Here is a 25,770-nt window from a genome sequence, read left to right on the forward strand (position 1 = left end):
GCGGAAACACTTATTTGCCGGAAGCTTTGAAAGCGGGGGCGTCGGGGTTGCCACCGGCCTTCAGATAGGCCATCAGATCACGGAGTTCATCCGGTCCGAGGGTATTGATCAGGCCGGGCAGCATGATCGAAACGGAAGAGTATTTTTTGGAGGCTACGTTCTTCTTCGGCACCTTCTTCAGCACCTCCGGTGCAAACGGGTTTTGCGAAACCACGTAGTTCGTGGCGTCTTCGCTGACGAGGCGGCCGAGAATCGTTTCCCCATTCTTCATCGTAAAAATTGAAGAGGCATACTGGTCGGAGACCACCTTATCCGGAATAATAATCGACTCCAGGATGTCCTTGTTGGAGAAACGGGTTCCAAGCTGGGTCAGGTCCGGACCAATATCACCGCCTTCTCCGCGCATGGAGTGGCAACGGCTGCAAAGCACGGCGGAGTAGATCTGCTTACCGCGCTCGAAACTACGGTTGCCGGTAGCGGTATCAACGGCCGCTACGGCAGCTTCTACTTTCCATTGCCGGTAAGGACCTTTCGGCGTATACGAAGCCGCGATATCGTTTCCGCTGGAGGTCAGAAGTTCCGAGCCGGAGAGTTTGTTGTATTTCTCAAACTGATCTTTCGGTACATGCGCCAGCGCCAGTTTCCGGGCACGGTCAATAAATCCGACGTAGCTCCGTCCTCCCTGATACTTGAATCCGTTGCGGAACCACGTGAAATATTCGTTCCGTTGTTCGGGCGTCCATCCCTGATCCGCACGGCTCAACATGACGGCATAAAACGTCTGCTGCAGCGGCGGTACTTTTTCGAGCATTTTGGCGATATCAAGGCCGTATTGCGGGTTACGGAGGATCAGGTCGGACGACGCCTTACCCGGTTCGAGGCCGAGATCGTGCAGCCCGGGCTCGTCCTTCAGCGTCATCTGCTTCAGCGTCTTGCCAATGATGCCCGGCGCTTCCAGGTAGATCAGAACACGACTCAGACCCCGGTTCAGCAAGGCCGTCTTTGCCGGAAACATCGGATTGAGGAGGGAGACGACTTTGGTCTTCTCGGCCGGGTCTGGCGCACCCATCCGGGTGAAAACAAGTTCAAAGGCACGAATTGCATCAAATTGCTGATCTTCAGGCAATTGACCCACCGGAAGCGAAGCGAGGGCATTCAGAATCTTAGGCTTCAGCGACGCGTCGCCCTGGCGGGCCAGCGCAATAAGCGCCTGTGTACGCCGGCGGGGATCTGCTTCTGTCAGTGCTTTCTCCTGCCATTCAGCAACCGGTTGGTGCTCGACGGCCAGGCGGGCAGCATAGCGGATGAAGCGGTCTGGATTGTTCAGCTGCGGCCACGCGACAGCAAGCGCCTGCGGATTCGGATCGCCGTGGAATTGCTCCAGCTGGAGACGCAGCTGGCGTTCTTTTGAAACCGTCGCCGGTTTGTCCGCCGGCTTGGTTGATTCACTACCCGTATAATAGATGCGATAAAGGTCCGACTCAAGCCGACGGCCTCCCGTCAGAAAATACATCGCACCGTCAGGACCAATAGCGCCGTCCGTCAGCGGAAGCGGAGAGCCGGAAACGAATTCTTCGAGGTCGGCGTCGTAAGACGAACCCTTGGGCTTCAGCTGAATCGAGTAAATAATGCCGAAACTCCAGTCAAACGCATACAGAGACTGACGATACTTCTGCGGAAAACGGGCATTATGTCCTGACATGAGGTTGGTGGGTGATCCCTGTCCGACATTCACTACCGGCGGCAGGTTATCGGGGTTAGCCGGCAACCATTTGCCATCGCCTGTCCGCCAGCCGAATTCACTTGCGCTGGTGGCATGGCAGATACGTGTCGGCCGGTACCACGGCAGACCGAAATCCCATTCCATGTCGGAATCATAGGTAAACATATCGCCGGATTCATTGAAGGCGATATCAAACGGGTTGCGGTATCCGGCGCTGATCAATTCCCAGCGCTTGCCTTCCGGGTCGATTTGCGCTATCCATCCCCCGGGTGCGTTCCGGTCGGCGGCGTGCCCGCGGGGATCGGTGATCTTGGGGAAAAGGTTATCGTCGGCCCAGTTGGGAGGCAGACGATAGGCATCCATTTTAGGTGCGTCGGTGTGGTTTCCGCAGACGACGTAAATTGATTTCTTGTCCGGCGCGAGCACAACGCTGTGAGGACCGTGTTCGCCTTCGCCTTTCAGTTCCTTGATGAGTGTAATCTTGTCGAGCTCGCCGTCGCTGTCGGTATCCGTCAGGCGGTAAAGACCGCTACCCCGGGAAAGCGTCGCATCGCTCCGGTGGTTTACCATGACGTAAAGGCTGTTAAACGCCCAGAGAAGGCCCTGTGCGTATCCCATTTCGACTTTCGGCTTTTTGGGGTCGTCGTTGGGCAGGTTGGCCATACTGATTTTCAGCCGTTCGACTTTGGCTTTCTGACCGGAACCGATCGCCGGGACGTCCACCCGGTAGAGATAGCCGTATTGATCGGACGTAATCATGCGTCCCTTGTCGTCAAACGTCATTGCCACCCAGGAACCCTGGTCGGCATCGGACGGGCTGTAAAGGTGTTCTGCCTTGAAATTCGGGGGCAGTTTAAGCTTGTCGGTCTTCGGATCTTCCTGCCTGGTTTGCACCGAGTCCGCCTGTTGCAGGGAGATCCACGATGTACCGACCAGCACAAACAGGCTGAATGCTGTCAGTAGCCGGGCAGGTTTGCTAGTTGGGAACATAGCCAAATAGGGTTATGAGTATGAGGAATTGGTTTTTTGCGGTTCTCTTTGGTACCCGGAAAATACAGGAAAAGACCAGCTTTCCATCGGGAATCTTTGAAGGCGCCGGCCTGCGGCCGGCGCCTTCGGGCGTCAGAAGTAAGGCGTCAGTGCCGATTCTACCGCCGGCAGCGGATAGTAATCGTCGAGATTGGTAAAGGCATTCGGCGGCGGCACGGCGCCGGCGGGGAAATAATAGTCCGTCGGCTTTGCTTTTACACGTGCCCCGTAGGCGGTGATGATTTCCTTCACGCGACCGGTCCGGACAAGATCAAACCAGCGCTTGTTTTCAAAGGCCAGTTCCACCCGGCGTTCCTTGAAAATTGCTTCGCGCATGTCTGTCTGGGACGCGGCCGTGGCAGCCGCCAGTCCTGCACGGGTACGGACGCGGTTCAGGTACGTCGCAGCGTCGGTAGTTTTACCCTGCTCGTTGAGCGCTTCAGCCAGGAAAAGCAGGGCTTCCGAGAAACGGTATACCGGCCAGTTCTGGCCCGTGTTGTTGTGCAGGGAGTGCGTACGGGCAAACTTCTTGATGTATGGATACACCTTGTTGTCCCGCAGGCTCTGGCTCAGGGTCACGGTTCCGATTGAAATATCCTTGCGCTTGTCCCCTTTTTCGTATGCGGCGATGACATCCGGTGTCGGGATATTGTTGTTTTCGCCGGAAAGACCCTGTGGGTTCGACGTGCCGGTGATCGGCGCCAGTTCCGCTGCCGTAATCGGTGTCGGAATAACCCGATAGATGTAGTTTCCATTGTATCCCGCCGATCCTTCCATGTACTGCACTTCGAAAATCGACTCTGCATTGTTCTTGTTCGACGCGGTGTACGTGAAGGCATCGTTGTAGTCCGGCATGAGGCTATAGGTATCGTTGACGACATCCTTCGCCGCGGCTTCCGCCTGCGCCCATTTTTTCTGGGTCAGGTACAGGTCGGCCAGCAGTGTTTTGGCGGAACCCGACGTCACGCGGCCCGCTTCCTGCTTGGCCTTGCTGAAGAGGAGGCCGGCTGCTGCGGTTGCGTCTTTCTCAATCTGGGCGTACAGCTCCTCTTTCGTCGACAACGGCAGCGCCGCGTCGCCCCGGCCTGTCACCGGCTTGAGGTGAAGGGGTACCTGTCCGAAATAACGAACCAGTTCAAAGTAGGCAAATGCACGCAGGAACAGCGCCTGGCCTTTCAGGTTGTTTTTCGAGTCGGCGTTGAAATCCACCTTATCGATCACATCGAGGATCTGGTTGGCCCGGGCAATGATCTGGTAATCATAGCGGTATTGCTGCAGGACGTTGTCATTGGCCGTAACCTTGACCGCCACGCCCTTATCCGTCGTACTGTTTCCGATCGGAATGGCAAAATCCGCTACGTTTTCCGTCCCGTCTACCGCTCCGAAGAGGATATTCCGGGCGTAGTAGGTATTGTCGGAGTGCAGCTCCCCGAGAATCCAGGCGCGTTCGTTGAAGATGGCCCGCAGGGGTACATAGGTGGCATTAACCGCCTGCGCAAAATCTGCTTCGGTTTTGAAAAAGATCCCCGAACTCAGGTTGGTTTCGGGAATAACTGTCAGGAAATCACTCTGGCAGCCGGTCATCGCGACACCCATCAGCCAGGTTACCAAAAGTCTTTTTTTCATCGTCTTCTGAAGAATGAACATATGGAAGGAAATGGACAGATGGTCAGAATTTGAGGTTAAGGCCCAGCGTGTACGTGCGGGGAACGGGGTAGTTGGACAGGTCGACGCCCTGGCTCAGGTTGCCGCCGTCGCCGTTACCGTCACCCTGCGCACTCGTTTCCGGGTTGTTTCCACCCCAGTACTTCGTGAAGACGTATACCTGCTGGCAGGAGGCATACAGACGGGCCGACTTGAAAAACTTCCGCATCGCGCCGAAGTTGTAGCCGACGGTTATGTTCTTGATGGTGAAGTAGGACGCGTCATAGAGGAAGTGGCTGTTCGGCCAGTCGCGCTCCACGCCCGTGAAGTTTCCGCCGCCAACGGTCGTACCGAAGATCCCGTCACCCGGATCCTGCGGAGAGCGGAAGCGGTGGATGGCTTTCTTGACCATGTTAAATACCCCGTCGAGGTTGGCCGTACTGTACAGGTGGCGCATCCAGAGCTTGTTGCCAAAGGACCCGGAACCCACGATCGCCATATCCCAGCTTCCGAACTGGAAGGTATTCGTCAACCCGTATACAAACTTGGGGAAGGGACTGCCGAGAATGGTCCGGTCGTCCATATCACCGCCATAGGTAATCACCCCGTCGCCGTTAACGTCTTTCAGTTTGATCGTTCCGACAGCAGAGCGGCCCGGAATCTGCGGCGAGCTGTTCAGGTCTTCCTGGTTCATGTACATCCCCTGTGACACCAGGCCGTAGAACTGACCAAACGGTTTGCCTACCTGCGTGATGTGGAAAGAGCCGTAGACGCGGTCAATTCCGGGAGCGAGCGCCATGACCTTGTTGCGGTTGAAGGAGATATTCGCGCTGGTATTCCACTTGAATCGCCCGGTCGTGTTCTTCGTGTTGACGGCGATTTCGTGCCCCCAGAACTTGATTTCACCGATGTTGTCATTGAAGTTGGTGAAACCGGCTTCCTGCGGAATCTGCACGGCGTACAACAGGTTCGTCGTCCGCTTGGTATAGAAGTCATACACCAGCTGGATGCGGTCGTTGAACAAGCCGAGGTCGAGCCCGAAGTCAAACTGCTTGGTTGTTTCCCAGCCGAGGTTGGGGTTTGACAGGGAGGTTACCGCTGCACCCGTCGCCACGTTTCCGCCGAAAACGGCGTTGACGGTGTTGTTTACCAGAGCATACTGCGTGTAGTTACCGATGTTGTTGTTACCGATCACGCCATAGCTCGCGCGGAGTTTGGCAAACGATACCTGGCGGACCGATTGCAGGAAGTTTTCATCCGACACCACCCAGCCCAGCGATGCCGAGGGGAATGTTCCCCAGCGGTTGTTGGAACCGAAGCGGGACGATCCGTCCGTCCGGATAGCAGCGGTAAAAAGGTACTTTCCTTTGTAGTTGTAGGTTAAGCGGGATAAGTAAGAAGTCAGGGCCCAGGCGTTTACCTGGTTGTTGGTACCCGTACGATCGATGTTGATGGCACCCTGGATAGTCGGGAGACGGTCATCGGAGTACGTATTGGCCGTGATACGGGTTACATCCTGACGGAAATGCTGATTGGTGAAACCACCGAGCAGTTCGAAGTGGTGATCGCCGAAACTGCGGGCATAGGTGGCGAGGTTTTCATTCAGCCAGGAAATGTTTTCAACACTTTGACGAATCGAGACGGCCGTCGTCGGAATCGGCACGTTGATGTTTGCCGTAGCCGTAGACGGGTTGAACCAGAAGTACTTCGAATTCAGGTATTCAATGTTAATAGTCGACTTAAGCGACAAGCCCTTTATCGGTGAATAGGTAATGTACGCATTGGAAAGCAGGTTCGTATTCTTCGTCTCGTTCGTAATTTCCTTTGCTGCACGTACCCAGTTCGGATACGCGTAGATGTTCCCCGTACTGCTGGGCAGCTGATTGTACTTTGTCAGCTCGCCGTTGGCATCCCGGATCGGCATGATCGGCCAGGTATGCAGGGCGTTGAAGAGAATCCCGGTACCGCGGTCGCCGTCAGACCGTGGCGTATTGTCATATACGTAAGAAGGCGCCACGTTGAAGCCTACAGCCACGCGGTCGGAAAGATTGTAGTTTGAGTTCAGTCGGAGTGAGTAGCGCTTGTAAGCATTGTTGATGACTACCCCCTGCTGATTGAACACCCCGGCGACAAGCGAGGTATTGGAGCGCTCCTTGTTGGAAGAAACACTGAGCGTATAGCTCTGAATCGGGGCGACACGCAACAGGGCATCGTACCAGTCGTTGTTTTTGCCGGCGTATTGCTCCGGGTTCTGAAACTCCGTCGGAACGGCCTGGCCGCCGTCCTGATAATACTCCTTTTTGAACTGGGCGAATTCCTGGGCATTCATCATTTCGAGGCGACCGTGCTTCGGCACCTGCTGGATCCCGGCATAGGCGTCGAAGCTGACATTTGTCTGCCCGATCTTGCCTTTTTTGGTGGTAATCAGGACGACGCCGTTGGCCGCCCGGGATCCGTACAGGGATGTCGACGCGGCATCTTTCAAAATGGAGATGTCCTCGATTTCGTCCGGATTGAGCTGCGCGATGTTACCCGTAATCGGGAACCCGTCTACCACATACAGCGGATCGCTGCCGGCCGAAACCGATACCTGCCCGCGGATACGGATGTTCATCCCCTGCCCCGGCTTGCCGGTGGTCTGGTTGATCTGCACGCCGGCGAGGCGGCCCTGGAGCTTCTGCCCGATCTGTGACACCGGAATGTCTTTCAGCTCAGTACTGCTCAGGGTTTGTACGGCTCCGGTGATTTCCCGCTTGAGCTGGCTGCCATAGCCTACCACGACGACTTCGTTCAATACCTGGTCGTTGACGTCCATCGTGACATGCAGAGTCGTCTGCTTGCCAACCGGCACTTCCTTGGATTTGTAGCCTACGAAGCTGAAGAGCAGTACGCTTTGCTCATTGGGCACGACGAGCTGGAAGTTCCCCTGTGAGTCGGTCGTCGTCCCCTTGGTGGTACCCTTGACCTGAATGGTGACGCCGCTGAGGCCGGCGCCTTTTTCGTCCACTACCTGCCCCGTTACACGAATGTCGGCTACAGAAGGGCCGGCCGGTCTCCCGGGGGCGGGTTGGGTGACCGGTAAGCCGGAGGGCATCCGGGCCGTTAATCCTGCTCCCTGGACCAGGCCAGGGACTGCACACGCCATCATACCCCACGCTGCGAACTGATAAATCTGTTTCATCGGTTTGAGATTATGATTAAGAGGCTACTGCGGAAAAGGAAATAATCTAATCGGGCCTTCAAATATTGATATATTAATTACCCTAACCCTCCTGCACTTACCTGCATGACGGGCAGGTAAGTACAGGACGGTTCAGTCATTGAATGCATCAGAACAGACTATTAATCAGAAGAATACGCAGTACGTTACCGGTAATCCCGCAAAAAAGAAAAAGTGATCTTTTATTCTTTTAAAACAAAACACGGTGAAAGTCCTTAGAATAGTCCTTTTGAATTTCACGGAATTATCCTATTTCGATTTATCGTACGAAAAACAACGGAAAAGCCCCCACTGCTTACAGGTATCAGTCTCCTGTATATCAATCTATTCGCAGAAAAATACCGTCCGGAAAACAGACAAATACCCACAAAAAAAGTCTCTGCTTTCCTATGAAAACAGAGACTTCTCTCACGGATTAACAGCTTATCAATAAGAACGTATTTATTCAAAATTAATCGTTCGGCAAATAGATCTCACCCTTCATAAATAACCGGGCGTTTCCACCTATTTCCACCCGTTTTTCGAGGTACGTACACGTTACCTTTCCGGTACGGGAAGAAAGTTGAACAGCAGCGAGTTTTGTCTTCCCAAGCCGGTTAGCCCAGTACGGAATAAGGGTTGTATGCGCGGAGCCTGTTACGGGATCTTCGTCGATTCCGGAGGCAGGTCCAAAAAAACGGGAGACAAAATCCACCTCCGTTCCAGGCGCCGTCGCAATTATTCCGCGGGCCTGAATCGCCGCGACTTCTCTCATACGGGGTTCGAGCGCGCGGATGTCGTCCTCGCTGTCGAACACCAGCATATAATCCGTTTTTCCGCGGTACGCTTCCTTCGGTACGCGGTTGAAGGGCCCGGTCAGCTCGGGTGTCAGCGGTACCGGATGGTACTCGTCTGTCGGGAAGTTCAGCGTCAGTAATTCTCCCGCCCGCGCGACGCCCAGTGGTCCGCTCCGATGCGAATGAAAATCAATCCGGTCCCCATCCACGCCGCCAAACCGAAACAGGATGTACGCCGCAGCCAGCGTAGCATGCCCGCAAAGATCTACCTCTACAGTTGGCGTAAACCAGCGGATGTCGTAACGGTTGCCGTTGGCCACCACGAAAGCCGTTTCTGCCAGGTTATTCTCCATCGCTATCTGTTGCATCAGGCTGTCGTCCAGCCAGTTGGCAAGCAGGCAGATCGCCGCGGGGTTTCCGGTAAATACCTGCCTGGCAAAGGCATCCACCTGGTACATCGTCAAAGTCATCGCTTTTCGGGGTTTTGAGCCGAAATAAGGGGTTTTCAGGCTATTCCAAGAAAAAAAATGAAACAGATACGAATTAGTAAATAAACGTTTACTTATATTTGACAAAAAAACGCATGAGACCGAGAAGTGCAGACAAGGAGCAGGCTATCCGGACCAAAGCCCTGCAATTGATCCGGGAAGAAGGACTGGAAAATCTCAGCATGCAGAAGCTGGCGAAGGCGGCGGAAATCTCGCCCCGGACCATCTATCTCAAGTATAAGGACAAGGAAGACCTGCTCATCCGGCTCTTTATCGAAGAGGTACTGGGCGCCTATGAAGCGGCGGTGCTGGATGGGTTCGACGATATGCAGCCGTTTGCCGACGGCGTCCGGCATATCTGGCAGAATACCTATTGCTACCTGACGGCCAACCGCGAAGCCTTTGCCCTGATGCAGTACGGAAAATCCTCTCCCCTGCTCAACAAAGCCTATCAGGAACGCGGCATCCGGGAAGGGCAGTTTTTCGCTCCCATTCACCGTTTCCTGACCCGCCATGCCGAAGCCGGCCGTATCCGGCCGTTTCCGATACCCGTGTACCGGGCATTGCTTTTTGCGCCCCTGTTCGAGCTGGTGAACGAGTCGTTTGAGCGGGCAGACCGCCATGAACCGCCTTTCTCCGAAGCTTTGCTCGGCGACGTTTGCTCCTCACTCATTCAAAGTGCCTTACTACCATGAAAACCATTATTGCGATTATCGGCGGAGGTCCGGGAGGACTGACGCTCGCCCGCCTGCTGCAACAGCAGGGCGCACAGGTTACCGTATACGAACGCGACCGCAGCCGGGAAGTACGGGTGCAGGGCGCTACGCTCGACCTTCACCATGACTCCGGCCTGCTCGCCCTGGAAGTTGCCGGACTGACCGAAGCGTTTCTCCGTGAATACCGGCCCGGCGCGGACTATACCCGGGTACTTGACAATCAGGCGAATATCATCTGGGAAGACGGCGACCACGGCAAAGAAAAAGAAGCTTACCGCCCGGAAATCGACCGCGGACCGCTCCGGGATTTGCTGCTCGATTCGCTGACGCCGGGAACAGTGGTCTGGGACAGTCATTTACAATCCCTCGAAGAAATGAACGGAGGCTGGCAGCTGACGTTTGCAAACGGCTCGGTGGCATATGCCGATCTCGTTGTCGGGGCCGACGGCGCCAACTCCAAAGTACGTGCGCTGGTGACGGATATCCGGCCTTTCTACGCCGGCATCACGATTGTGGAAGGGGCTGTCACTGATTCCCGTCATACCATCCCGCAGATTCACGAATGGCTGCACGGCGGGAAGCTCTTTGTCCTCGGAGACGAAAAATCCCTGATTGTCAGCTCCAAAGGAGACGGCAGCCTGGTCTTTTACACAGGCTGCAAAACCGGGGAAGCGCCCGCCGGCCCCTGGAACGACCGGGATGCCGCCCTCGCCTGGTTTGAATCCACGTTTCAGGGATGGAACCCGGCCTGGGCCGATCTCTTCAAAAATGCCTCGCTGCCGTTGACCATCCGGCCGCAGTACTGCATGCCTCCGGATCAGGATTGGACATCCCGGCATAACATCACCCTCCTCGGCGATGCCGCCCACCTCATGCCGCCCTATGCCGGAGAAGGCGTAAACATGGCGATGCTCGACGCGCTCGAACTCAGCCAGGCACTGGCTGCAGAGAGCGACCCTGCCGCCGCAATTACCCGTTACGAAACAGGTATGCGGAAGCGGGCGGGGGAGATTGCCCGCATGACCCTGGAACAGACCGAAGCACTCCATTCTCCCAACGGGCTGCAGCACCTGGTCAGCCTCTGGAAAGATTAGCCTTCGAGGTCCCACTTCATGAGGCCGCCGTAAGCGCCGGCAGCTATGCTCCGGCCATCCGGCGAAAAGGAAACAAAGCGGGGTGTTTCGTTGGCAAGCGGCATGGGATAGTCCTTAAATGCACCGGTTTCGACGTTCCAGACACGGACTTTTCCATAGATACCGGCGGCAAGGAGGCGACCGTCCGGTGAAAAGCTGACGCTCGGCGGGGTATCGTTGCGCAATTGCGTAGCATAATCCCGTACGCCGCTGCCGTCTACCTTCCAGACACGTACAGCTCCCCATACACCGGCGGCAACCAGCCGGCTGTCCGGCGAAAACGCAATGAAACGGGGGCTCTCATTTTTCAATTTCGTCGGAAAATCGATCGCCTCGCCCGAGCCGACAGCCCAGATACGCACGCCACCGAATACGCCGGTACCGACGTACCGGCCGTCCGGGCTGTAGACAGCCCTCACCGGTGTTTCGTTGAGGAGTTTGGTTTGGTAAGTCGGTCGGTTGTTCCGAATGGTGCCACAGGCGGTCAGCGTCAGGACCGCACCGGCAAGCAATACGTTTTTCATGGCTCAGGTATAATTTCCGGATATTTTTTCTGTCCGGGAGGTTCGTCGTAAAACTAATTTCTTCTATCGAAAAGAAAAACAAAAACCGGGCACTCTTCCCGGTTTTTTCCCGTTCAAATAGTAAAGTAACTTAACAAGTTTACTTACCTATGGAAGATCTTGTGCTGGCGTCGGAGCTGCGTACTGCCCTGACCCGTCTTCAGAAGAAACTGCGGAGCCAGTCGGCTATCCGCCGGGAACTGTCGCTGACCGAACTGGCGGTAATCCGGCAACTGGCCGAGCACGACTACCTGCTGCCGAGCGAACTGGCCCGGCAGGAGAAGGTCACAACACAGTCGATGTCTCAGATTCTCAATCATTTAGCAGAAAAAGGTTACATACGCCGGGAGCCGGCGGAGACCGACCGGCGGAAAATCCGTGTTTCGCTCTCAGAGGCAGGCCAGACCTTGCTGCGGACCACCCGGCACGAGCGCGATGAGTGGCTCTCCCGTGCGCTGCGGGAAACCTGCACGCCTGCCGAGCGGCAACTTCTCGAACAGGTACTGACCCCATTGAACAAGCTGGTCGAATTCGAATAATATGAATACATTCAGTGCCTTCCGAAGCCGGAACTACCGGTTGTTTTTTGCGGGACAGTCCATTTCTCTCCTGGGTACGTGGATGCAGAAGTCGGCCGTCAGCTGGGTAGTCTACAACCAGACGCATTCGAAATGGATGCTCGGCGTATCTGTTTTCGCGACGCTTTTCCCCTCTTCCCTGCTGACGCCGCTGGGAGGGGTATTCTCCGACCGGTACAACCGGTACCGGATTCTTCTCCTGACGCAGGTACTTTCGATGTTTCAGGCCATTGCCCTGACGCTGACCGTCTGGTTTCAGGCCGATCCGGTACCCGGTATTCTGGGGCTGAGCGTCGTTCTGGGGCTGATCAACGCCTTTGATACGCCCGCGCGGCAGTCACTGGTGTACGAAATGGTGGAAGACAAAAAAGACCTGTCAAATGCGGTAGCGTTGAACTCGTCGATGGTCAACCTCTCGAAACTACTCGGACCGGCCATTGCCGGGCTCGCGATCGAGCACCTCGGCGAAGTCGTCTGTTTCGGGCTGAATGCAGTGAGTTTTGTCGCCGTCATCGCGTCGCTCCTGCAGATGAAACTGGCTCCCTATGTTCCCCAGAAACATACCAAAAACATCCTGACCGAATTCCGGGACGGGCTTTCCTATGTCCGGGAAAATCCGGCGCTGGGGCGCATCATCTGGATGCTGGCCCTCGCCTGCCTGTTTGTCCTGCCGTTTACGACGCTGATGCCGGTATATGCGAAGGATATTTTTCACGGGACGGCGTCGACCTTCGGGTTTATCGACAGCGCGGTCGGGCTGGGGGCCTTTGCCGGGGCGATGTACCTGGCCTCGCTTCGCCCGGGCACAAACCTGCAGAAAGTCCTCACCGTCAATACGTTTATCCTCGGAGCCGGCTTGCTGGCCTTTTCCCATATGACCGTTTATCCGCTGGCATTGCTCTGCCTGATACCGGCGGCATTCGGTACCATGTCTCAGGTAACGATCAGCAATACCTTGTTGCAAACGCAGGCAGCTCCGGAGATGCGCGGGCGCGTCATCAGTTTGTATGTCATGGCTTTTTCTGGAATGCTTCCGTTGGGAAGCCTGCTCGTAGGCGCGGCGTCGCACTACCTCGGCGTACAGACAACGGTGCTGGTGCAGGGAATACTGGCTCTGCTGCTGGCCCTGCTGCACCGGAAAGAGCTGAAGCGTAAGGCGGTTCCGGAGGAAGCCGCCGCCGTTGTCTGACTATTCTTTCCATCTTAAAATCCATTCCGCATGATTACTGCACTTGATCCGCGTACCGCACTGGTACTGATTGACTTACAGAAAGGGATATTGAATTATCCCCTCCGGTTACCTTCATCCGAATTGCTGGAACGGGTCGGGAAATTGCTTGCCGCGTTCCGGCAAGCCGGTTTACCGGTCGTTTTTGTGACGGTACATCCTCCGCAACCGAACCCTGCCATTCGGCGGGATAGTGCTGCCCGCGCGGTATCGACCGATCCTGTGTTGTATGAAGTAGCACCGGAACTGGAAGTACTCCCGGAAGATATCCGGATCGTCAAACCCGGCTGGAATGCCTTCTTCGGCACACCGCTGCACGAAGAACTGCAACGCAGGGGCATCACCGGTATCGTGCTGGCGGGAGTGGCGACGAGCATCGGTGTGGAAGGTACCGCCCGAAGCGCAGCGGAGCTGGGATATAACCTGACGTTTGTCCGCGATGGTATGACCGACTGGACGGTAGCTGCTCATGAACACAGCCTGAACGTGATTTTTCCCCGGATCGGGGAAGTGGGGGAATCGGGGGAGGTAATAGAATTGTTAAGGGACTGATTTTTCTCACAGAAGACACAGAAGGGTCTTTCTGTGTCTTCTGTGTTTCAGTAGTTATCTATTTCTTCCGGTTCTGGTCGACAATCGCTGCGATTTCTTTCCGGGAAAGGCCTTCTCCCTGTAATACTGAGGCGATGAAAGCGCTTTTTCCTTCGATATAAGCATCTATATCGCCGTTGGATAATACAGCCAGTTCCTTCTTGAGGCTACCGTAGACGGACGCCAGGACGGGATCCCGGCGCAGGGCATCCCGCAGCATCAGGTGATTTCGCAGCGCCACACTTCCTTCCATGCAGCAGTACAGGTGATGGGGCGGCCAGTGGCGACCGGAACCGTCTTCAGGTACCTGATCGTGCGTTCGCCTGAACGCATACCGGTCGGGAATACCCTGGTCTCCGGCAAAAGTATAGCCCAGACCTTCGAGTGCATTCCGTACCTGCCGGAAGGCTTCTTCACCGGTCACGACCAGGTCAATATCGAGAATGGGTTTGGCGGGAAGTCCGGGCACCGACGTACTGCCAACATGCTGAATATCTGCCAGATAAGGCCCGCAGGCACGGGTATAGACAGCCTTCAATTCATCAAATTGCCCGGCCCAGGAAGGGTCGTAAGGAACTACCTGTATCATCTGTTTCATCGACTATGTGTGAGTACAGCCTGATATACGTTAATCTGCCGGAATCCGGTTGCCCGTCGTGGAATTTTTTACCCATTTTCTGAAAACCGCTTGCCACGCAGGTCGCGCATTTCCTCCTGAATACCCCGCACGGCCCGGGTCAGGGCCTGCAAATCGGAGGCCGCTTCCGGAAAATCCCGCGTCTGATAGCTGTAGAACTGCCAGATTTCCAGTACCTCTCCCACCGGCACGCGATAGGGTTCGTAGGCCGTATTGAGGGATTTCAGGAGAAGTTCCTGTTCCTGTATCGTCACCAGTTTGAATACGAAATCCTGTTCTCCCCGGAGGATCACGATGCAGGGAGTATCCGGGCGGAGGCGCGTCCAGTCTTCTATATACGACGCCGTCACGTCGCTCCCATCGGGCACCGGAAGCATGGAATCTCCGGAGATGGGAAACATCCGGAATGTGCCGTCGGGCAGGTTCGGCAGGGCGTACCGGGGCAGCGAAGCCAGGAACTCCGGGTCGGCGTATCCGTCGCGGTACCCTGCTTTGGCTTTGACGGGTACGTATTCGAGGTTTTCGTTGTTCTGCCTGTCGACGGTAATGGCCAATACCCGGATCTGGCTGCCGGTGCGGTAGGCATCGTTTCCGGCCATCAGTTCCCGCAGTTGCAATTCTCCGAGGCGCATCAGATCCACCCGCAGCAGCGTATCCACGCTGACGCCGAAGTAATCCGAAAAACCGAGGAGGTCCTCCGCCGCCGGGTTTTTCGTCTTTCCCGATTCCAGGGCCTGTAGTTTATTCCGGGATAGTTCAAGTACGGCAGAAAGATCTTCCTGGGTCATTTTCTTCCTTTCCCGGAGAAACCGCAGGTTCGAATGAAAAAAAAGTGTTGCGCCTTTCATCGCTCTTTGTTACTATTGTAAACACTGATTTGTTGCCAACAGCAACAAAGATAGAAAAAATGAACGGAGTACAAAGCCCGGTGGTGCAGCAATTGCGGGAAGATATTCTTTCGCTACAGGGGTTTACGCCGCCTGCGCCCGGCTCCCGTGTAGGGCTCGGCCCGGTAGAGGCTGCTTTCCCGAACGGCTGCTTTCCGCGGGCAGCGGTTCATGAGTTTTTGAGCGATACGCCGGAAGAATCGGCCGCTACGAGCGGTTTTCTCGCCGGATTGCTGGGCTGCCTGCTGCCCGAGCGGGGTATGTGCCTGTGGATTGGCCGCAACCGGCAGGTTTTTCCGCCGGGATTGACGGCTTTCGGACTCACGCCCGACCGGATACTGTTCATTGACCTGGCCCGTGAAGCCGATCTCCTCTGGGCCATCGAGGAAGCCCTGAAATGCGAGGCGATATCCGCTGTTGTCGGCGAAGTGCGGGAATTGGGGATGACAGAATCCCGCCGGCTGCAACTGGCCGTAGAGCGCAGCCGGGTCACGGGCCTGCTCCACCGCCGGAACCCCCGCGCCAGGCACGCGCTTGCCTGCGCGAGCCGCTGGCGGATTTCGCCCCTGGCGAGCCTGCCGGAAGACGGCCTGCCGGGAGTAGGATTTCCGCGCTGGCAGGTAGACCTCCTTAAGGTTCGGAACGGGCTGCCGGGAAGCTGGCAGCTGGAGTGGGCAGAAGGTCATTTCCAACCGCTTGCCACTGCGCCACGCGGGCGGTGGCTTCAAACGGGCTGAGGATGGAAAAGCGGTTTGTATCCCTGTGGTTTCCGCACCTGATTACGGATTGGGTACTGCTTCAAAAGCCGGTACTGAAGGCGACACCGTTTGTGCTGGCTTCGCCCCGCCACGGGCGGATGATCGTCTCGGCCACCAGCGCGCCTGCCGCAGCCGCCGGCATCGAAACCGGCATGGTGGTGGCCGATGCACGCGTGCTGTTTCCGCAACTGGCCGTTTTTCCGGACCGGGAAGGCCGCGCCGGACGCCTGCTCACCGAACTGGCAGCATGGTGCATCCGCTTTACGCCTGTAGTGGCTCTCGATCTGCCGGACGGGCTGCTGCTCGACGCCAGCGGCTGCGCACATCTCTGGAAAGGCGAACTGCCCTACCTCCATGACCTGCTGCTGCGCCTGCGGCAGATGGGGTACCACGTCCGGGCGGGCATGGCCGATACCATCGGCACGGCCTGGGCTGTCGCGCGGTTCAGGAGCGACGATCCTGTCGTACCGCCGGGTATGATGGATGAGGCGCTTGGCCCGCTTCCTTCCGCGGCCCTGCGCCTCCCGCCGGAGGTGCTGGAGCGGCTGGATAAACTGGGATTTTACCGCATTGAATCGTTTCTGCCTATTCCGGCGTCGGTACTGCGGCGGCGCTTCGGGGAAGTGCTCCCCCGGCAGCTTTCGCTGGCGCTGGGGTACCGGGAAGAGCCGCTGAAACCGGTCCGGCCGCTCGAACCTTATTTCGAACGGCTCCCGGCACCGGAACCGATTCTGACCGCTACCGGCATTGAAATAGCCCTCCATCACCTGCTGGAAGCCCTCTGTACCCGGCTTGCCCGGGAAGGAAAAGGCCTGAGAAAAGCCTTTTTCCGGGGCTACCGGCTCGATCACGAGATTGTTCAGCTGGAAATCGGTACCAGCCGGGCTTCCTGCCACGGGGAGCACCTGTTCCGTCTGTTTGACATCAGCAAACTTGCACCGGAGCCGGGCATTGAACTGTTTGAACTGGAAGCGCCGGTGGTGGAAGATCTCCTTCCCGCGCAGGAAGCGCTCTGGAACCTCAACGGCGGCAAGGGCATGCGCGAAATTGCCGAGTTGCTCGATAAACTGACCGGAAGAGCCGGCGCGAATATCGTCCACCGCTACCTGCCGGCCGAACATTACTGGCCGGAGCGATCGGTTGCTGCTACGGATTCGCTGGAAGACGTACCGGGTACTCCCTGGCCGGTGGAGCGGCCAAGGCCTGTTCACCTGCTCGCCCGGCCGGAGACCATTCAGGTTACGGCCCCCGTCCCGGATTACCCGCCCATGCTTTTCCGGTACCGGGGGGAAGTTCACCGGGTCAGCAAGGCCGACGGACCGGAGCGCATTGAGCAGGAATGGTGGCTCGAACAAAGCGCCCACCGGGATTATTATGTGGTGGAAGATGAACGCGGCGCCCGGTACTGGATTTTCCGGCTGGGGCATTACGACGGGCCGCATTCCGAATGGTTTCTTCACGGTTTTTTTGCATGAAAAGCGCCTACGCCGAGCTTCAGGTTACGACCAATTTCAGCTTTCTAAGGGGAGGTTCCCATCCCGAAGAGCTGGTCGATCAGGCCATTGCCCTGGGTTACCGGGAGCTGGCCATTACAGATCATAACTCGCTCGCCGGAGTGGTACGGGCGCACGCCGCTGCACGGGACCGGAACCTGCGCCTTCTGCCGGCCTGTACCCTGCACCTGCTCGACGGCCCCGATCTCCTTGCCTACCCAACCAACAGAGAAGCCTATGGCCGCCTGTCCGGACTACTAAGCGAGGGCAACCTCCGTACCGAAAAAGGCCAGTGCCACCTGTACAGGGCCGATGTATACCGGTGCCAGGAAGACATGCTATTTGTCGCCGTTCCTCCTGCTACCCTGACACCCCGTTTTGAACTGGATCCTGCTTTTGTACGCGCGTTTTCGGAGTACCGGGAGGTATTCGGGAAAGACCTGGGCCTGGCAGCTTCGCGCTCCTATCAGGGTGACGATATAAAAAAACTCTTTCGCCTGGCACAGCTCGCCGACCGCTTCGATGCCCGGCTCGTAGCTACGAACGATGTGTATTACCACGCTCCCGAACGCCGGGAGCTGCAGGATATCCTCACCTGCGTCCGGGAAAAATGCACGATCTACCAGGCAGGCTTCCGCCTTCATGCCAATGCGGAGCGCTTTCTGAAACCCATTCCGGAAATGCACCGCCTCTTCCGGCAGTATCCGGAGGCCATCCGGAATGCGCTGGAGATCGCGGACGCCTGCCGGTTTTCACTCGAAAGCCTGCACTACATGTATCCCGAGGAGATTACAACGAATGGCAATACGCCGATGGAAGAGCTGGAGATTTTGATCCGGAAAGGCGTTTCCTGGCGGTACCCGCCCGAAAAATACCCCGAAGGCGTTCCCGAAAAAGTCCTTCATGCCATCGACCACGAAATGGCTTTCATTGAACAGAAAGACTATGCGCCTTATTTTCTGACCGTCTATGACCTGGTCCGTTTTGCCAAAGAAAATCATATTCTATGCCAGGGCCGGGGCTCTGCCGCCAATTCTACGATCTGTTATTGCCTGGGAATCACCTCCGTGAACCCCGCAACGACAGAGCTTCTTTTCGAACGGTTTATCTCTTCCGCCCGCAACGAACCGCCTGATATTGACGTGGACTTTGAACACGAACGGCGCGAAGAAGTCATCCAGTACATCTACCAAAAGTATGGCCGGGACCGCGCCGCAATCGTTGCCACCGTGACGCAGGTACACCGGAAAGGCGCGATCCGGGATGTGGCCAGAGCGATGGGCCTTTCAGCGGATGCGGTCAACCGGCTGGCCAAATCCGCCAATGATTTTTCGGATGACCGGGTCGATAACGGGCTGGTCGCCGAGCAGGGATTCGACCCGACCGATCCGCATCTGAAGAAAATCCTCAGCCTCACCGACCAGTACATGGGTTTCCCGCGGCAACTCGGCCAACATACCGGCGGGTTTATCATCACCCGCGGCAAACTGGCCGACCTCTGCCCTATTCTGAACGCGCGTATGGAAAACCGTACCTGCGTGGAATGGAACAAGGACGATATTGAAGCCCTTGGTTTTCTGAAGATCGACGTACTCGCGCTGGGTATGCTGACCTGCCTGCGGAAGGCTTTCGACCTCGCCAGGCTACATTACGGCCTGGCCTGGGAACTCGGGGGTTTTCCGGAAGAAGATCCGGCTGTATATGATATGATCGGACATGCCGATACCATCGGCGTTTTCCAGATCGAAAGCCGTGCCCAGCAATCCATGCTGCCCCGGCTGAGACCACGGTGCTTTTATGACCTGGTGATTGAAGTCGCCATTGTCCGGCCCGGACCGATTCAGGGAGACATGGTTCACCCCTACCTGCGCAGGCGAAACGGAGAGGAACCCGTTGAATACCCGAAGGAGGAACTGAGAGAGATCCTCGGCCGTACCCTCGGCGTACCCCTGTTTCAGGAGCAGGCCATGAAAATCGCGATGGTCGCTGCGGGTTTCACCGCCGCCGAAGCCGACGACCTGCGGCGCAGCATGGCCACTTTCAAGGCGCACGGAAAGGTTTCCTATTTCCGGGAAAAGCTCATCAACGGCATGATTGCCAGAGGGTATGAGCCTGAATTTGCCAAGCGGGTTTTCAAGCAACTGGAAGGCTTCGGAAGCTATGGATTTCCCGAAAGCCATGCCGCGAGCTTTGCCTTGCTCGTGTATGATTCTTCCTGGATCAAATGCCACTACCCGGATATCTTCGCCGCCGCGCTGCTCAATAGCCTGCCGATGGGCTTTTACCAGCCTGCTCAGATTGTGATTGACGCGAAGAAGCATGGCGTGGAAGTACGTCCTGTAGACATCAATCATTCCGACTGGGACCATACCCTGGAGCCGTGTCAAAACTCCCGGAACTACCTGGCACTACGCCTGGGATTCCGGCAGGTAAAAGGCCTGAGCGAAGCCGACGCCCGGGCGCTGGTAGCCGGGCGGCAAAAACCCTACCGGCGTATGCATACCTTGCTCGACGCCGGCGTATCCCTCACTGCGCTGGAAAAACTGGCAGATGCTGACGCCTTCCGGTCCATGGGTATGGACCGGCGTAAGGCCCTCTGGGAAGTATCCGCCCTGGGCGACCGGCCCGAAGGCCTCTTTCAGGGGCACGCTTCACCAAGTGATCACGAGCCGGCCGTCGACCTACCCGAACTAACTGATCCTCAGCATGTTTTTCAGGACTATGCCGCGATGTCCCTCTCGCTGAAGGCGCATCCGGTTCAGTTTGTGCGGGACCAACTGGCCCTCTTCGGCGCGCAGCCCAACAGTACCCTGGCAGAAACGCCGGCGGGTACGAAGGTGAAAGTGGCCGGGCTGGTACTTGTCCGCCAGCGGCCAGGCACCGCCAAAGGCGTGCTTTTCGTCACCCTGGAAGACGAAACAACAACCGCCAACCTCGTTCTCTTCCACGATGTATTTGAAAAACACCGCAAGGAGGTTCTCCATTCCAGCCTGCTGCTGGCTGAAGGTACGCTGCAGAAAGAAGGGGAAGTGATACACGTGATTGTGTCTCACTGTCAGAACCTTTCGGGTTTGATGAAGACGCTTCATCAGCCGGCCGACAAGCGTAAAACCGAAGAGCGAAGCGTCTTTCCGGAAGGACGGAATTTCCGGTAGCTACTGTGCCGCCAGTTCTTTGATGTCCGATACTTCGATGATCCGGCGGGCCGGCCGGTCCAGCGCGCAGCGGATCATGGCCTTTCCGACTTCGGTAAGCGTACACGTCCATCCCGGCGTGATGACTTTCATGACCGGATACAGCCAGGCGAAGTATGTATAGGCTTTCAGGACGTGCAGCTGGCCTTTCGTCGCCTTCATAAACGCCGGGCGGAAATGATAGACCGCCCCGAACGGCAACGCTTCCAGGTCTTTTTCCGTACGGCGTTTGACTTTGGCCCACATGGCGCCATTGGCGCGGTCGCCGGCATCGGTACCCCGGCCGCTGACATAGGTGAAAACCATACCCGGTTGCAGCCGGGCCAGGATACCTGCCAGGTGCAGGGTCAGGTCATAGGTCAGCCGCGTGAATTCGGCTTCGTTTTTGCCGACGCTGCTGACTCCTGCGCAAAAGAAACAGGCGTCATACCCACGCAGGCGCCCGTCTCCTTCTTTCAGGTCCCAAAACTCGGGAATGTGCAGCTCGGTGAGTTTGGGATGCGTATGCCCGGTCGGACGGCGGCTGATGCTCAGTACCGCGTCGATGGCGGGATTCTCCAGGCATTCGAGCAGAACGCCTTCGCCTACCATGCCCGTGGTGCCGGTGATGATTACTTTCAGACCCATAGTTGTTTCAGTCAAGTCGATGGCAGCAGCCGGAGGAAAGATACCCTGATTTCGGGTACCGAATACCGGGTGACGTTTTTTTCACCAAAAGTGCGGCAAAATAAGCCGCAGTCGCTTTGTTGAAACGTCCATTTTTTAGGTTGCGCCAAAATTCGTCCACCCTAAATAATCTACTACATTTGTAGACTTATATTTTACGAACGATGTCTGAATCCATCGCACAGAAATCCAAGCTGGACAGCGACCTCCTTTTCAAAATTGCTCCGATGAAGCCGGTCATCAAGACGACCCGGCCGCACGGTCACCGGAGCTACTTCGAGCTGATTTTTCTGACTGGCGGCGGCGGCAGGCACTGGATTGACGTCGACGGATACGATATCGTCCCTAATGCATTATACATCATTCAGCCGGGTCAGGTACATTTCTGGGAGATGACGGCTATTCCTTCGGGCTATGTCGTGATGTTCCGGGATGATTTTCTGATCGAACACCACCTCTCGGCGCAGGATCTCGCCGCAGCCGCGCAGGCGCTGAACGGACGGGGTCTGTTGCCGGAACAGGCCGGACAGGTACTCGAACTACTCCGCCACATCGAAGCGGAATACCTCGTTTCCGGCCAGGATTCGGGAAAAATTCTTGCTTCTTACCTCAATATCCTGATTCTGCGGCTGAAAAGCTGGTCGGACAATGGCCATTCTGTTCCCAAAGACCCTACCTTTTTGCAGCGGTTCCGGACGTTGGTTGATACCCATTTCCGGACCTCCCGTCAGGTACAGTATTATGCCGACCTCCTGGCCATTTCTCCGAAATACCTGAACGACCAGGCCCGGAAGGCTGCCGGTGTTACGGCGAGCGATCTGATCGACGAGCGCGTTGTTCTCGAAGCCAAGCGCCTTCTCCTGCATACAGACCTGACGATTGCGCAGGTTACGTTCGACCTCGGATTGCAGGACCCTTCCCACTTTTCGAAGTTCTTCATCCGGAAAACGGGTATTTCGCCTTCCGATTACCGGGAAAGTATCCGCTAGGTTCGCAAACAGACCAGCATTCCCACCTTTTGGACCTTTACAGGAGGGAGACCGGGCTTCTACTTTTGAAGACTGTTCCCGTCCCTTCCCATGCGCTATCTCTTTCTGCTGCTGTTCGCCGCCCTTTCGACCACGCTGTATGCCCAAACGCTTACCGGCGAGGTCCGCGAGGCTGTTCAGCAGACTCCGCTTCCGTTTGCTTCCGTGTCTTTGTTTGCTTCCGGAAAAACCGAACCGGTTCAGGCAGTTCTGGCCGACTCCACCGGGCGTTTTAGCTTTGCTTCTCTGCGAAACGGTCGGTACCGCCTGCTGATCCGTTCGCTGGGGTATCAATCTTTCGAAAAAAATGACCTAGAGATCCGGGGAGCAACTCACCTCGGTACGTTGCTGCTTTCTCCGGGAGAAGCACTGCTGCGGGAACTGACCGTCACGGGGCAGAAGCCGGCGTTTCTCAACCAGCCCGACCGGCAGGTATTCCGGGCGGCCGAGTTTCAGTCGGCGCGGGGTGGTACCGCCGCCGACGTACTGAAAAACATGCCTTCGGTTGCGATGAATTCACAGGGAGAGATCAGCGTGCGCGGCATGAGCGGTTTTCTCCTGTTGATTGACGGGAAGCCGGTACAGGGTGATCCGGCGTTTTTACTGGGGCAACTTCCGGCAAACAGCATCGAAAACGTCGAAATCATCACAACGCCTTCAGCCCGGTTTGACGCCGACGGAAAGGGAGGTATCATCCAGATTACCACCAAGCCGGGCACCCTCGACACCCGGGCGGTGCAGTTTAACCTCCTCGGAGGCCTGCCCAGTACAAATGACTTTGGCAACAAAGACAAACCCGTTCGCTTCGGCGGTGATGCGTCTTTTCAATACAAGCACGGCAAATGGGACCTTTCAGCAGGCGGCGCCTACAACCGGTATGATCTTGCGGGACGACGGGAAGGCGACGTCTGGACGAAGATCGGCAACCGGTTTACCCGTTTTCCGTCCGTCGGCGAGCGGAGTACACGAAAGGAAAACTACTCCCTCCGGGGAACGGCCGGCTACCGGATTTCGGCCCGTCAGACGCTGAAAGCAGGTATTTCCTATGGTGTGCGGGACGAGTACCGCCGCGCCGATCTTACCTATGCCAATACGACGACCGACCTGACTACCGGCCAGCTCATCGGCAAAGCCGACTACTACAACGCGAACCTGGTCCGGAAAAAAGGTACTTTTCTGCTGGCTGATCTTGATTATTCCCTGACGTTCGTAAATCGGTCAGTACTATCCCTTTCGGCGTTGTATGAGCAGGACCGGTTCTCCGGTTTCACCCAAAACCTCAATATCCGTACGCCCGAATCCCGGGATACCCTCCAGTATACGCTCAATACCAATGTGCGGCCGTTGACAGGGTATCGCCTCAAAGCAGCCTACGAAATTCCTGTCTGGAAAGGGATGCTGGAAAGCGGGTACCAGTTCCGGTCGTGGCAGGAAGACGGCACCTACGTATACCTGGAGAAAGAAGGGAACTACTCCCCTTTCGGTACGATACCGGGTTTTGGCGGAAACGTCCGGGTAGCCAATACCATCCACGCGGTGTATAGCCAGTATGTCTTGAAACCTGCTCAGGGATGGTCGGTAACCGCCGGGTTGCGGTACGAAGACGCCAACCGGACCCTGACGACGGATTCGTCCGGCAATCGCCTGCACCTGCAAAACCTGTTTCCGTCGGCGCTGGTGGCCTGGCAATGGTCGGACAACTGGCAGCTGAAGGCCGGATACAGTCGCCGGGTACAACGCGCCAGCAGCCCTGAGCTGAACCCGCTGCCGGAGCGTGAGCACTCGGAAACGCTGGAACAGGGAGACGCGCATCTGCTGCCGGAGTTTGTACAGCTGGCGGAGGCGGGCGTCGTGCGGAATCTGAAAAAAGGAAGCCTCTTCGGGAATTTTTATTATCAGCACGTCCGGAACGTCGTGAACCGTGTCAACAGCGTGTATGCAGATACCATCCTCAACCGCATCTATACCAACGCCGGCCAGGCACGGCGACTGGGCCTGGAGCTTGGGCTGACGCTCAATCCGACAGCCCGCTGGAAGCTGTATGCGGGTGGGAATATCTATCACTACCGGATACAGGGAAACCTGTTTGGCGGCGCTGTCGCGAACAGTTCCTGGGTGTATTCCCTGAATGTCAATTCAGGCGTAGGGCTGGGCGACGGCTGGAACCTGCAACTCAACGTCAACTACCTTTCACGGCGCGCCACCGCACAGGGAGAAGATTCCCGTTTCCTGACGCCGACGGTGTCGCTTAAAAAGGACTTGATGAAAGGGCGGGCTTCTCTCCTCTTCGTCTGGCAGAACGTGGACCTGGGCATCTGGCATGCCAACGAGCAGCGTATCACCACCCGCGGTAAGGATTTCTTCACTACTACCAACTATATCTATGAAAAGGATGTACTCCAGCTTCAGTTTTCGTTCAACCTCAACAAAAAGGTCGGAAAGTTCACGGAAGCCGAGTTTGGAGATCGCGAATTCTGACAAATTACGTAGTTCTAGAACTACGTAATTTGTCAAAAGTATACTTTGTCACTTTTGATATACGACTCAACCGATCGGGCCATTCACACAGTATCTTTCGACAACTGATCTCACACCGCCAAAACTGAAACGACTGCCTGCCCTGTGCAGGCGCACCTGTCTCTCCGGGTTTACCGGTCTGACGAACCGGATTTCCGTTTCAACGCATGAATGGCAATTTTCCCGTCGATAAATGGGCCTTTGGCTCGCCGCAGTTGTTTGACGACCGGACGCACACCGAACTGGAGGATCTTCTCCGGACGGCGGAAACCGGGCTTTTCCCCAAAGGAGCGACCCTCTTCCGCGAAGACCAGATCGCCGACGGCATTTTCTACCTCCACCGGGGAATGGTGAAGAAGTATAAGGTCGACAATTTCAACAAGGAACAGATCATTTACATCGCGCGGTCGGGAGAGTTTGTGGGCTACCACGCGGTTCTCTCCGGCGAACGATACGCAGATACGGCGACCGTCATCGAGGACTCGGAAGTATCCTTCATCCGGAAAGAAGCTTTTCTGGAAGTACTGGAGCAGTCGAAAGAGCTGGCCGGGCGCTTGTTGAAGGCGCTCAGCCACGAGTATGCCGTGCTGGCCAATACGATATCGGTTTTCACGAACCGGCCTGTCCGGGAGCGGCTGGCGATTACGCTCATTATTCTGCTGGAAAAGTACCGGCATATGGACGAAAGCCAATCCGAGCCGGCGATTAACCTGAGCCGGAACGACCTGGCCAACCTGGTGGGTGCTTCCCGGGAGAACGTCATCCGTTACCTGAGCGAATTCAAGGAAGACCGCCTGATCCGGACAAAAGGCCGGAAGATATGGATATTGAACCTCGAAGGGCTGGTAGCCATGTCTAACTACCAGTAAGACACGAACTATACCCGCTTGCTACTTATTTT

At 56.5% G+C, this 25,770-nt stretch carries 19 protein-coding genes; 11 read left to right on the forward strand and 8 right to left on the reverse strand.

Going from position 1 to position 25,770, the window contains the following annotated elements; translation table 11 throughout:
* Positions 1–10: 10 nt before the first annotated feature.
* From BLR09_RS03970 to BLR09_RS03985, 4 genes are all read right to left on the reverse strand, one after another.
* Positions 11–2,713 (reverse strand): PQQ-dependent sugar dehydrogenase, encoded by a 2,703-nt coding sequence (locus tag BLR09_RS03970; RefSeq protein ID WP_093198118.1) that lies wholly within the window; start codon positions 2,711–2,713, stop codon positions 11–13.
* 132 nt (positions 2,714–2,845) lie between these two features.
* On the reverse strand, positions 2,846–4,378 hold the full coding sequence (locus tag BLR09_RS03975) for a RagB/SusD family nutrient uptake outer membrane protein (RefSeq protein WP_093199619.1): 1,533 nt from the start codon (positions 4,376–4,378) through the stop codon (positions 2,846–2,848).
* Between the two features lie 43 nt (positions 4,379–4,421).
* Positions 4,422–7,490: a SusC/RagA family TonB-linked outer membrane protein gene (locus tag BLR09_RS03980; RefSeq protein WP_394331398.1), complete on the reverse strand. Its 3,069-nt coding sequence runs from the start codon at positions 7,488–7,490 to the stop codon at positions 4,422–4,424.
* Between the two features lie 577 nt (positions 7,491–8,067).
* Entirely contained in the window at positions 8,068–8,862 is a 795-nt protein-coding gene (locus BLR09_RS03985) for a PhzF family phenazine biosynthesis protein (protein ID WP_093198123.1), read from the reverse strand.
* A 113-nt stretch (positions 8,863–8,975) separates the two neighbouring features.
* Here BLR09_RS03985 and BLR09_RS03990 point away from each other — a divergent pair, with 113 nt between their 5' ends.
* Together BLR09_RS03990 and BLR09_RS03995 are read left to right on the forward strand one after the other, a co-directional pair.
* Positions 8,976–9,575, forward strand: a complete 600-nt coding sequence (locus BLR09_RS03990) for a TetR/AcrR family transcriptional regulator (protein ID WP_093198125.1) — start codon at positions 8,976–8,978, stop codon at positions 9,573–9,575.
* Complete coding sequence (locus BLR09_RS03995; RefSeq protein ID WP_093198128.1) at positions 9,572–10,690, forward strand: FAD-dependent oxidoreductase; 1,119 nt, start codon at positions 9,572–9,574, stop codon at positions 10,688–10,690. The genes BLR09_RS03990 and BLR09_RS03995 overlap by 4 nt, the downstream gene beginning before the upstream one ends.
* Here the strand turns inward: BLR09_RS03995 and BLR09_RS04000 are convergent.
* Positions 10,687–11,253 (reverse strand): WD40 repeat domain-containing protein, encoded by a 567-nt coding sequence (locus tag BLR09_RS04000; protein ID WP_093198131.1) that lies wholly within the window; start codon positions 11,251–11,253, stop codon positions 10,687–10,689. The two genes, BLR09_RS03995 and BLR09_RS04000, sit on opposite strands and share 4 nt — an antisense overlap.
* Positions 11,254–11,402: 149 nt before the next feature.
* On the opposite strand from BLR09_RS04000, the gene BLR09_RS04005 reads away from it, so the two are divergent.
* The 3 genes from BLR09_RS04005 to BLR09_RS04015 are packed head-to-tail and all read left to right on the forward strand — an operon-like array spanning position 11,403 to position 13,650.
* Positions 11,403–11,831 carry a MarR family winged helix-turn-helix transcriptional regulator gene (locus BLR09_RS04005; protein ID WP_093198134.1) on the forward strand — a complete coding sequence of 143 codons (429 nt, stop codon included), beginning with the start codon at positions 11,403–11,405 and terminating at the stop codon, positions 11,829–11,831.
* 1 nt (position 11,832) lies between these two features.
* Positions 11,833–13,059: an MFS transporter gene (locus tag BLR09_RS04010; protein WP_093198137.1), complete on the forward strand. Its 1,227-nt coding sequence runs from the start codon at positions 11,833–11,835 to the stop codon at positions 13,057–13,059.
* A gap of 30 nt (positions 13,060–13,089) precedes the next feature.
* On the forward strand, positions 13,090–13,650 hold the full coding sequence (locus tag BLR09_RS04015) for an isochorismatase family protein (protein WP_093198140.1): 561 nt from the start codon (positions 13,090–13,092) through the stop codon (positions 13,648–13,650).
* 58 nt (positions 13,651–13,708) lie between these two features.
* Here the strand turns inward: BLR09_RS04015 and BLR09_RS04020 are convergent, their stop codons facing one another.
* Together BLR09_RS04020 and BLR09_RS04025 are read right to left on the reverse strand one after the other, a co-directional pair.
* The gene (locus BLR09_RS04020) at positions 13,709–14,287 is read right to left on the reverse strand and encodes a GrpB family protein (RefSeq protein ID WP_093198142.1); all 579 of its coding nucleotides are present in this window, start codon (positions 14,285–14,287) and stop codon (positions 13,709–13,711) included.
* A 68-nt stretch (positions 14,288–14,355) separates the two neighbouring features.
* A complete protein-coding gene (locus BLR09_RS04025; protein ID WP_093198145.1) occupies positions 14,356–15,174 on the reverse strand; it encodes an XRE family transcriptional regulator in 819 nt (272 codons plus the stop codon).
* Between the two features lie 59 nt (positions 15,175–15,233).
* Here BLR09_RS04025 and BLR09_RS04030 point away from each other — a divergent pair, with 59 nt between their 5' ends.
* The 3 genes from BLR09_RS04030 to BLR09_RS04040 are packed head-to-tail and all read left to right on the forward strand — an operon-like array spanning position 15,234 to position 20,619.
* Positions 15,234–15,950, forward strand: a complete 717-nt coding sequence (locus BLR09_RS04030) for an ImuA family protein (protein WP_093198148.1) — start codon at positions 15,234–15,236, stop codon at positions 15,948–15,950.
* 2 nt (positions 15,951–15,952) lie between these two features.
* Complete coding sequence (locus BLR09_RS04035) at positions 15,953–17,446, forward strand: Y-family DNA polymerase (RefSeq protein ID WP_093198150.1); 1,494 nt, start codon at positions 15,953–15,955, stop codon at positions 17,444–17,446.
* Entirely contained in the window at positions 17,443–20,619 is a 3,177-nt protein-coding gene (locus BLR09_RS04040; RefSeq protein WP_093198153.1) for an error-prone DNA polymerase, read from the forward strand. The genes BLR09_RS04035 and BLR09_RS04040 overlap by 4 nt, the downstream gene beginning before the upstream one ends.
* On the opposite strand, the gene BLR09_RS04045 is transcribed toward BLR09_RS04040, so the two are convergent.
* A complete protein-coding gene (locus BLR09_RS04045; protein WP_093198155.1) occupies positions 20,620–21,285 on the reverse strand; it encodes a Rossmann-fold NAD(P)-binding domain-containing protein in 666 nt (221 codons plus the stop codon).
* A gap of 203 nt (positions 21,286–21,488) precedes the next feature.
* Here BLR09_RS04045 and BLR09_RS04050 point away from each other — a divergent pair, with 203 nt between their 5' ends.
* The 3 genes from BLR09_RS04050 (at position 21,489) to BLR09_RS04060 (ending at position 25,738) form a co-directional block, all read left to right on the forward strand.
* Positions 21,489–22,313, forward strand: a complete 825-nt coding sequence (locus BLR09_RS04050) for an AraC family transcriptional regulator (RefSeq protein WP_093198158.1) — start codon at positions 21,489–21,491, stop codon at positions 22,311–22,313.
* A 90-nt stretch (positions 22,314–22,403) separates the two neighbouring features.
* Positions 22,404–24,830 carry a TonB-dependent receptor gene (locus BLR09_RS04055; RefSeq protein WP_093198160.1) on the forward strand — a complete coding sequence of 809 codons (2,427 nt, stop codon included), beginning with the start codon at positions 22,404–22,406 and terminating at the stop codon, positions 24,828–24,830.
* Positions 24,831–25,036: 206 nt separating this feature from the next.
* Entirely contained in the window at positions 25,037–25,738 is a 702-nt protein-coding gene (locus BLR09_RS04060; protein ID WP_093198163.1) for a Crp/Fnr family transcriptional regulator, read from the forward strand.
* The last annotated feature ends 32 nt before the right edge of the window (positions 25,739–25,770 follow it).

This window comes from Siphonobacter aquaeclarae, from assembly GCF_900103285.1.
Classification (GTDB): Bacteria; Bacteroidota; Bacteroidia; order Cytophagales; family Spirosomataceae; genus Siphonobacter; species Siphonobacter aquaeclarae.

Excerpts from the sequence above, each read along its gene's own strand:
- BLR09_RS03970 (WP_093198118.1), bottom strand. The coding sequence starts at position 2,713 with ATGTTCCCAACTAGCAAACCTGCCCGGCTACTGACAGCATTCAGCCTG.
- BLR09_RS03975 (WP_093199619.1), bottom strand. The coding sequence starts at position 4,378 with ATGAAAAAAAGACTTTTGGTAACCTGGCTGATGGGTGTCGCGATGACC.
- BLR09_RS03980 (WP_394331398.1), bottom strand. The coding sequence starts at position 7,490 with ATGCCCTCCGGCTTACCGGTCACCCAACCCGCCCCCGGGAGACCGGCC.
- BLR09_RS03985 (WP_093198123.1), bottom strand. The coding sequence starts at position 8,862 with ATGACTTTGACGATGTACCAGGTGGATGCCTTTGCCAGGCAGGTATTT.
- BLR09_RS03990 (WP_093198125.1), top strand. The coding sequence starts at position 8,976 with ATGAGACCGAGAAGTGCAGACAAGGAGCAGGCTATCCGGACCAAAGCC.
- BLR09_RS03995 (WP_093198128.1), top strand. The coding sequence starts at position 9,572 with ATGAAAACCATTATTGCGATTATCGGCGGAGGTCCGGGAGGACTGACG.
- BLR09_RS04000 (WP_093198131.1), bottom strand. The coding sequence starts at position 11,253 with ATGAAAAACGTATTGCTTGCCGGTGCGGTCCTGACGCTGACCGCCTGT.
- BLR09_RS04005 (WP_093198134.1), top strand. The coding sequence starts at position 11,403 with ATGGAAGATCTTGTGCTGGCGTCGGAGCTGCGTACTGCCCTGACCCGT.
- BLR09_RS04010 (WP_093198137.1), top strand. The coding sequence starts at position 11,833 with ATGAATACATTCAGTGCCTTCCGAAGCCGGAACTACCGGTTGTTTTTT.
- BLR09_RS04015 (WP_093198140.1), top strand. The coding sequence starts at position 13,090 with ATGATTACTGCACTTGATCCGCGTACCGCACTGGTACTGATTGACTTA.
- BLR09_RS04020 (WP_093198142.1), bottom strand. The coding sequence starts at position 14,287 with ATGAAACAGATGATACAGGTAGTTCCTTACGACCCTTCCTGGGCCGGG.
- BLR09_RS04025 (WP_093198145.1), bottom strand. The coding sequence starts at position 15,174 with ATGAAAGGCGCAACACTTTTTTTTCATTCGAACCTGCGGTTTCTCCGG.
- BLR09_RS04030 (WP_093198148.1), top strand. The coding sequence starts at position 15,234 with ATGAACGGAGTACAAAGCCCGGTGGTGCAGCAATTGCGGGAAGATATT.
- BLR09_RS04035 (WP_093198150.1), top strand. The coding sequence starts at position 15,953 with ATGGAAAAGCGGTTTGTATCCCTGTGGTTTCCGCACCTGATTACGGAT.
- BLR09_RS04040 (WP_093198153.1), top strand. The coding sequence starts at position 17,443 with ATGAAAAGCGCCTACGCCGAGCTTCAGGTTACGACCAATTTCAGCTTT.
- BLR09_RS04045 (WP_093198155.1), bottom strand. The coding sequence starts at position 21,285 with ATGGGTCTGAAAGTAATCATCACCGGCACCACGGGCATGGTAGGCGAA.
- BLR09_RS04050 (WP_093198158.1), top strand. The coding sequence starts at position 21,489 with ATGTCTGAATCCATCGCACAGAAATCCAAGCTGGACAGCGACCTCCTT.
- BLR09_RS04055 (WP_093198160.1), top strand. The coding sequence starts at position 22,404 with ATGCGCTATCTCTTTCTGCTGCTGTTCGCCGCCCTTTCGACCACGCTG.
- BLR09_RS04060 (WP_093198163.1), top strand. The coding sequence starts at position 25,037 with ATGAATGGCAATTTTCCCGTCGATAAATGGGCCTTTGGCTCGCCGCAG.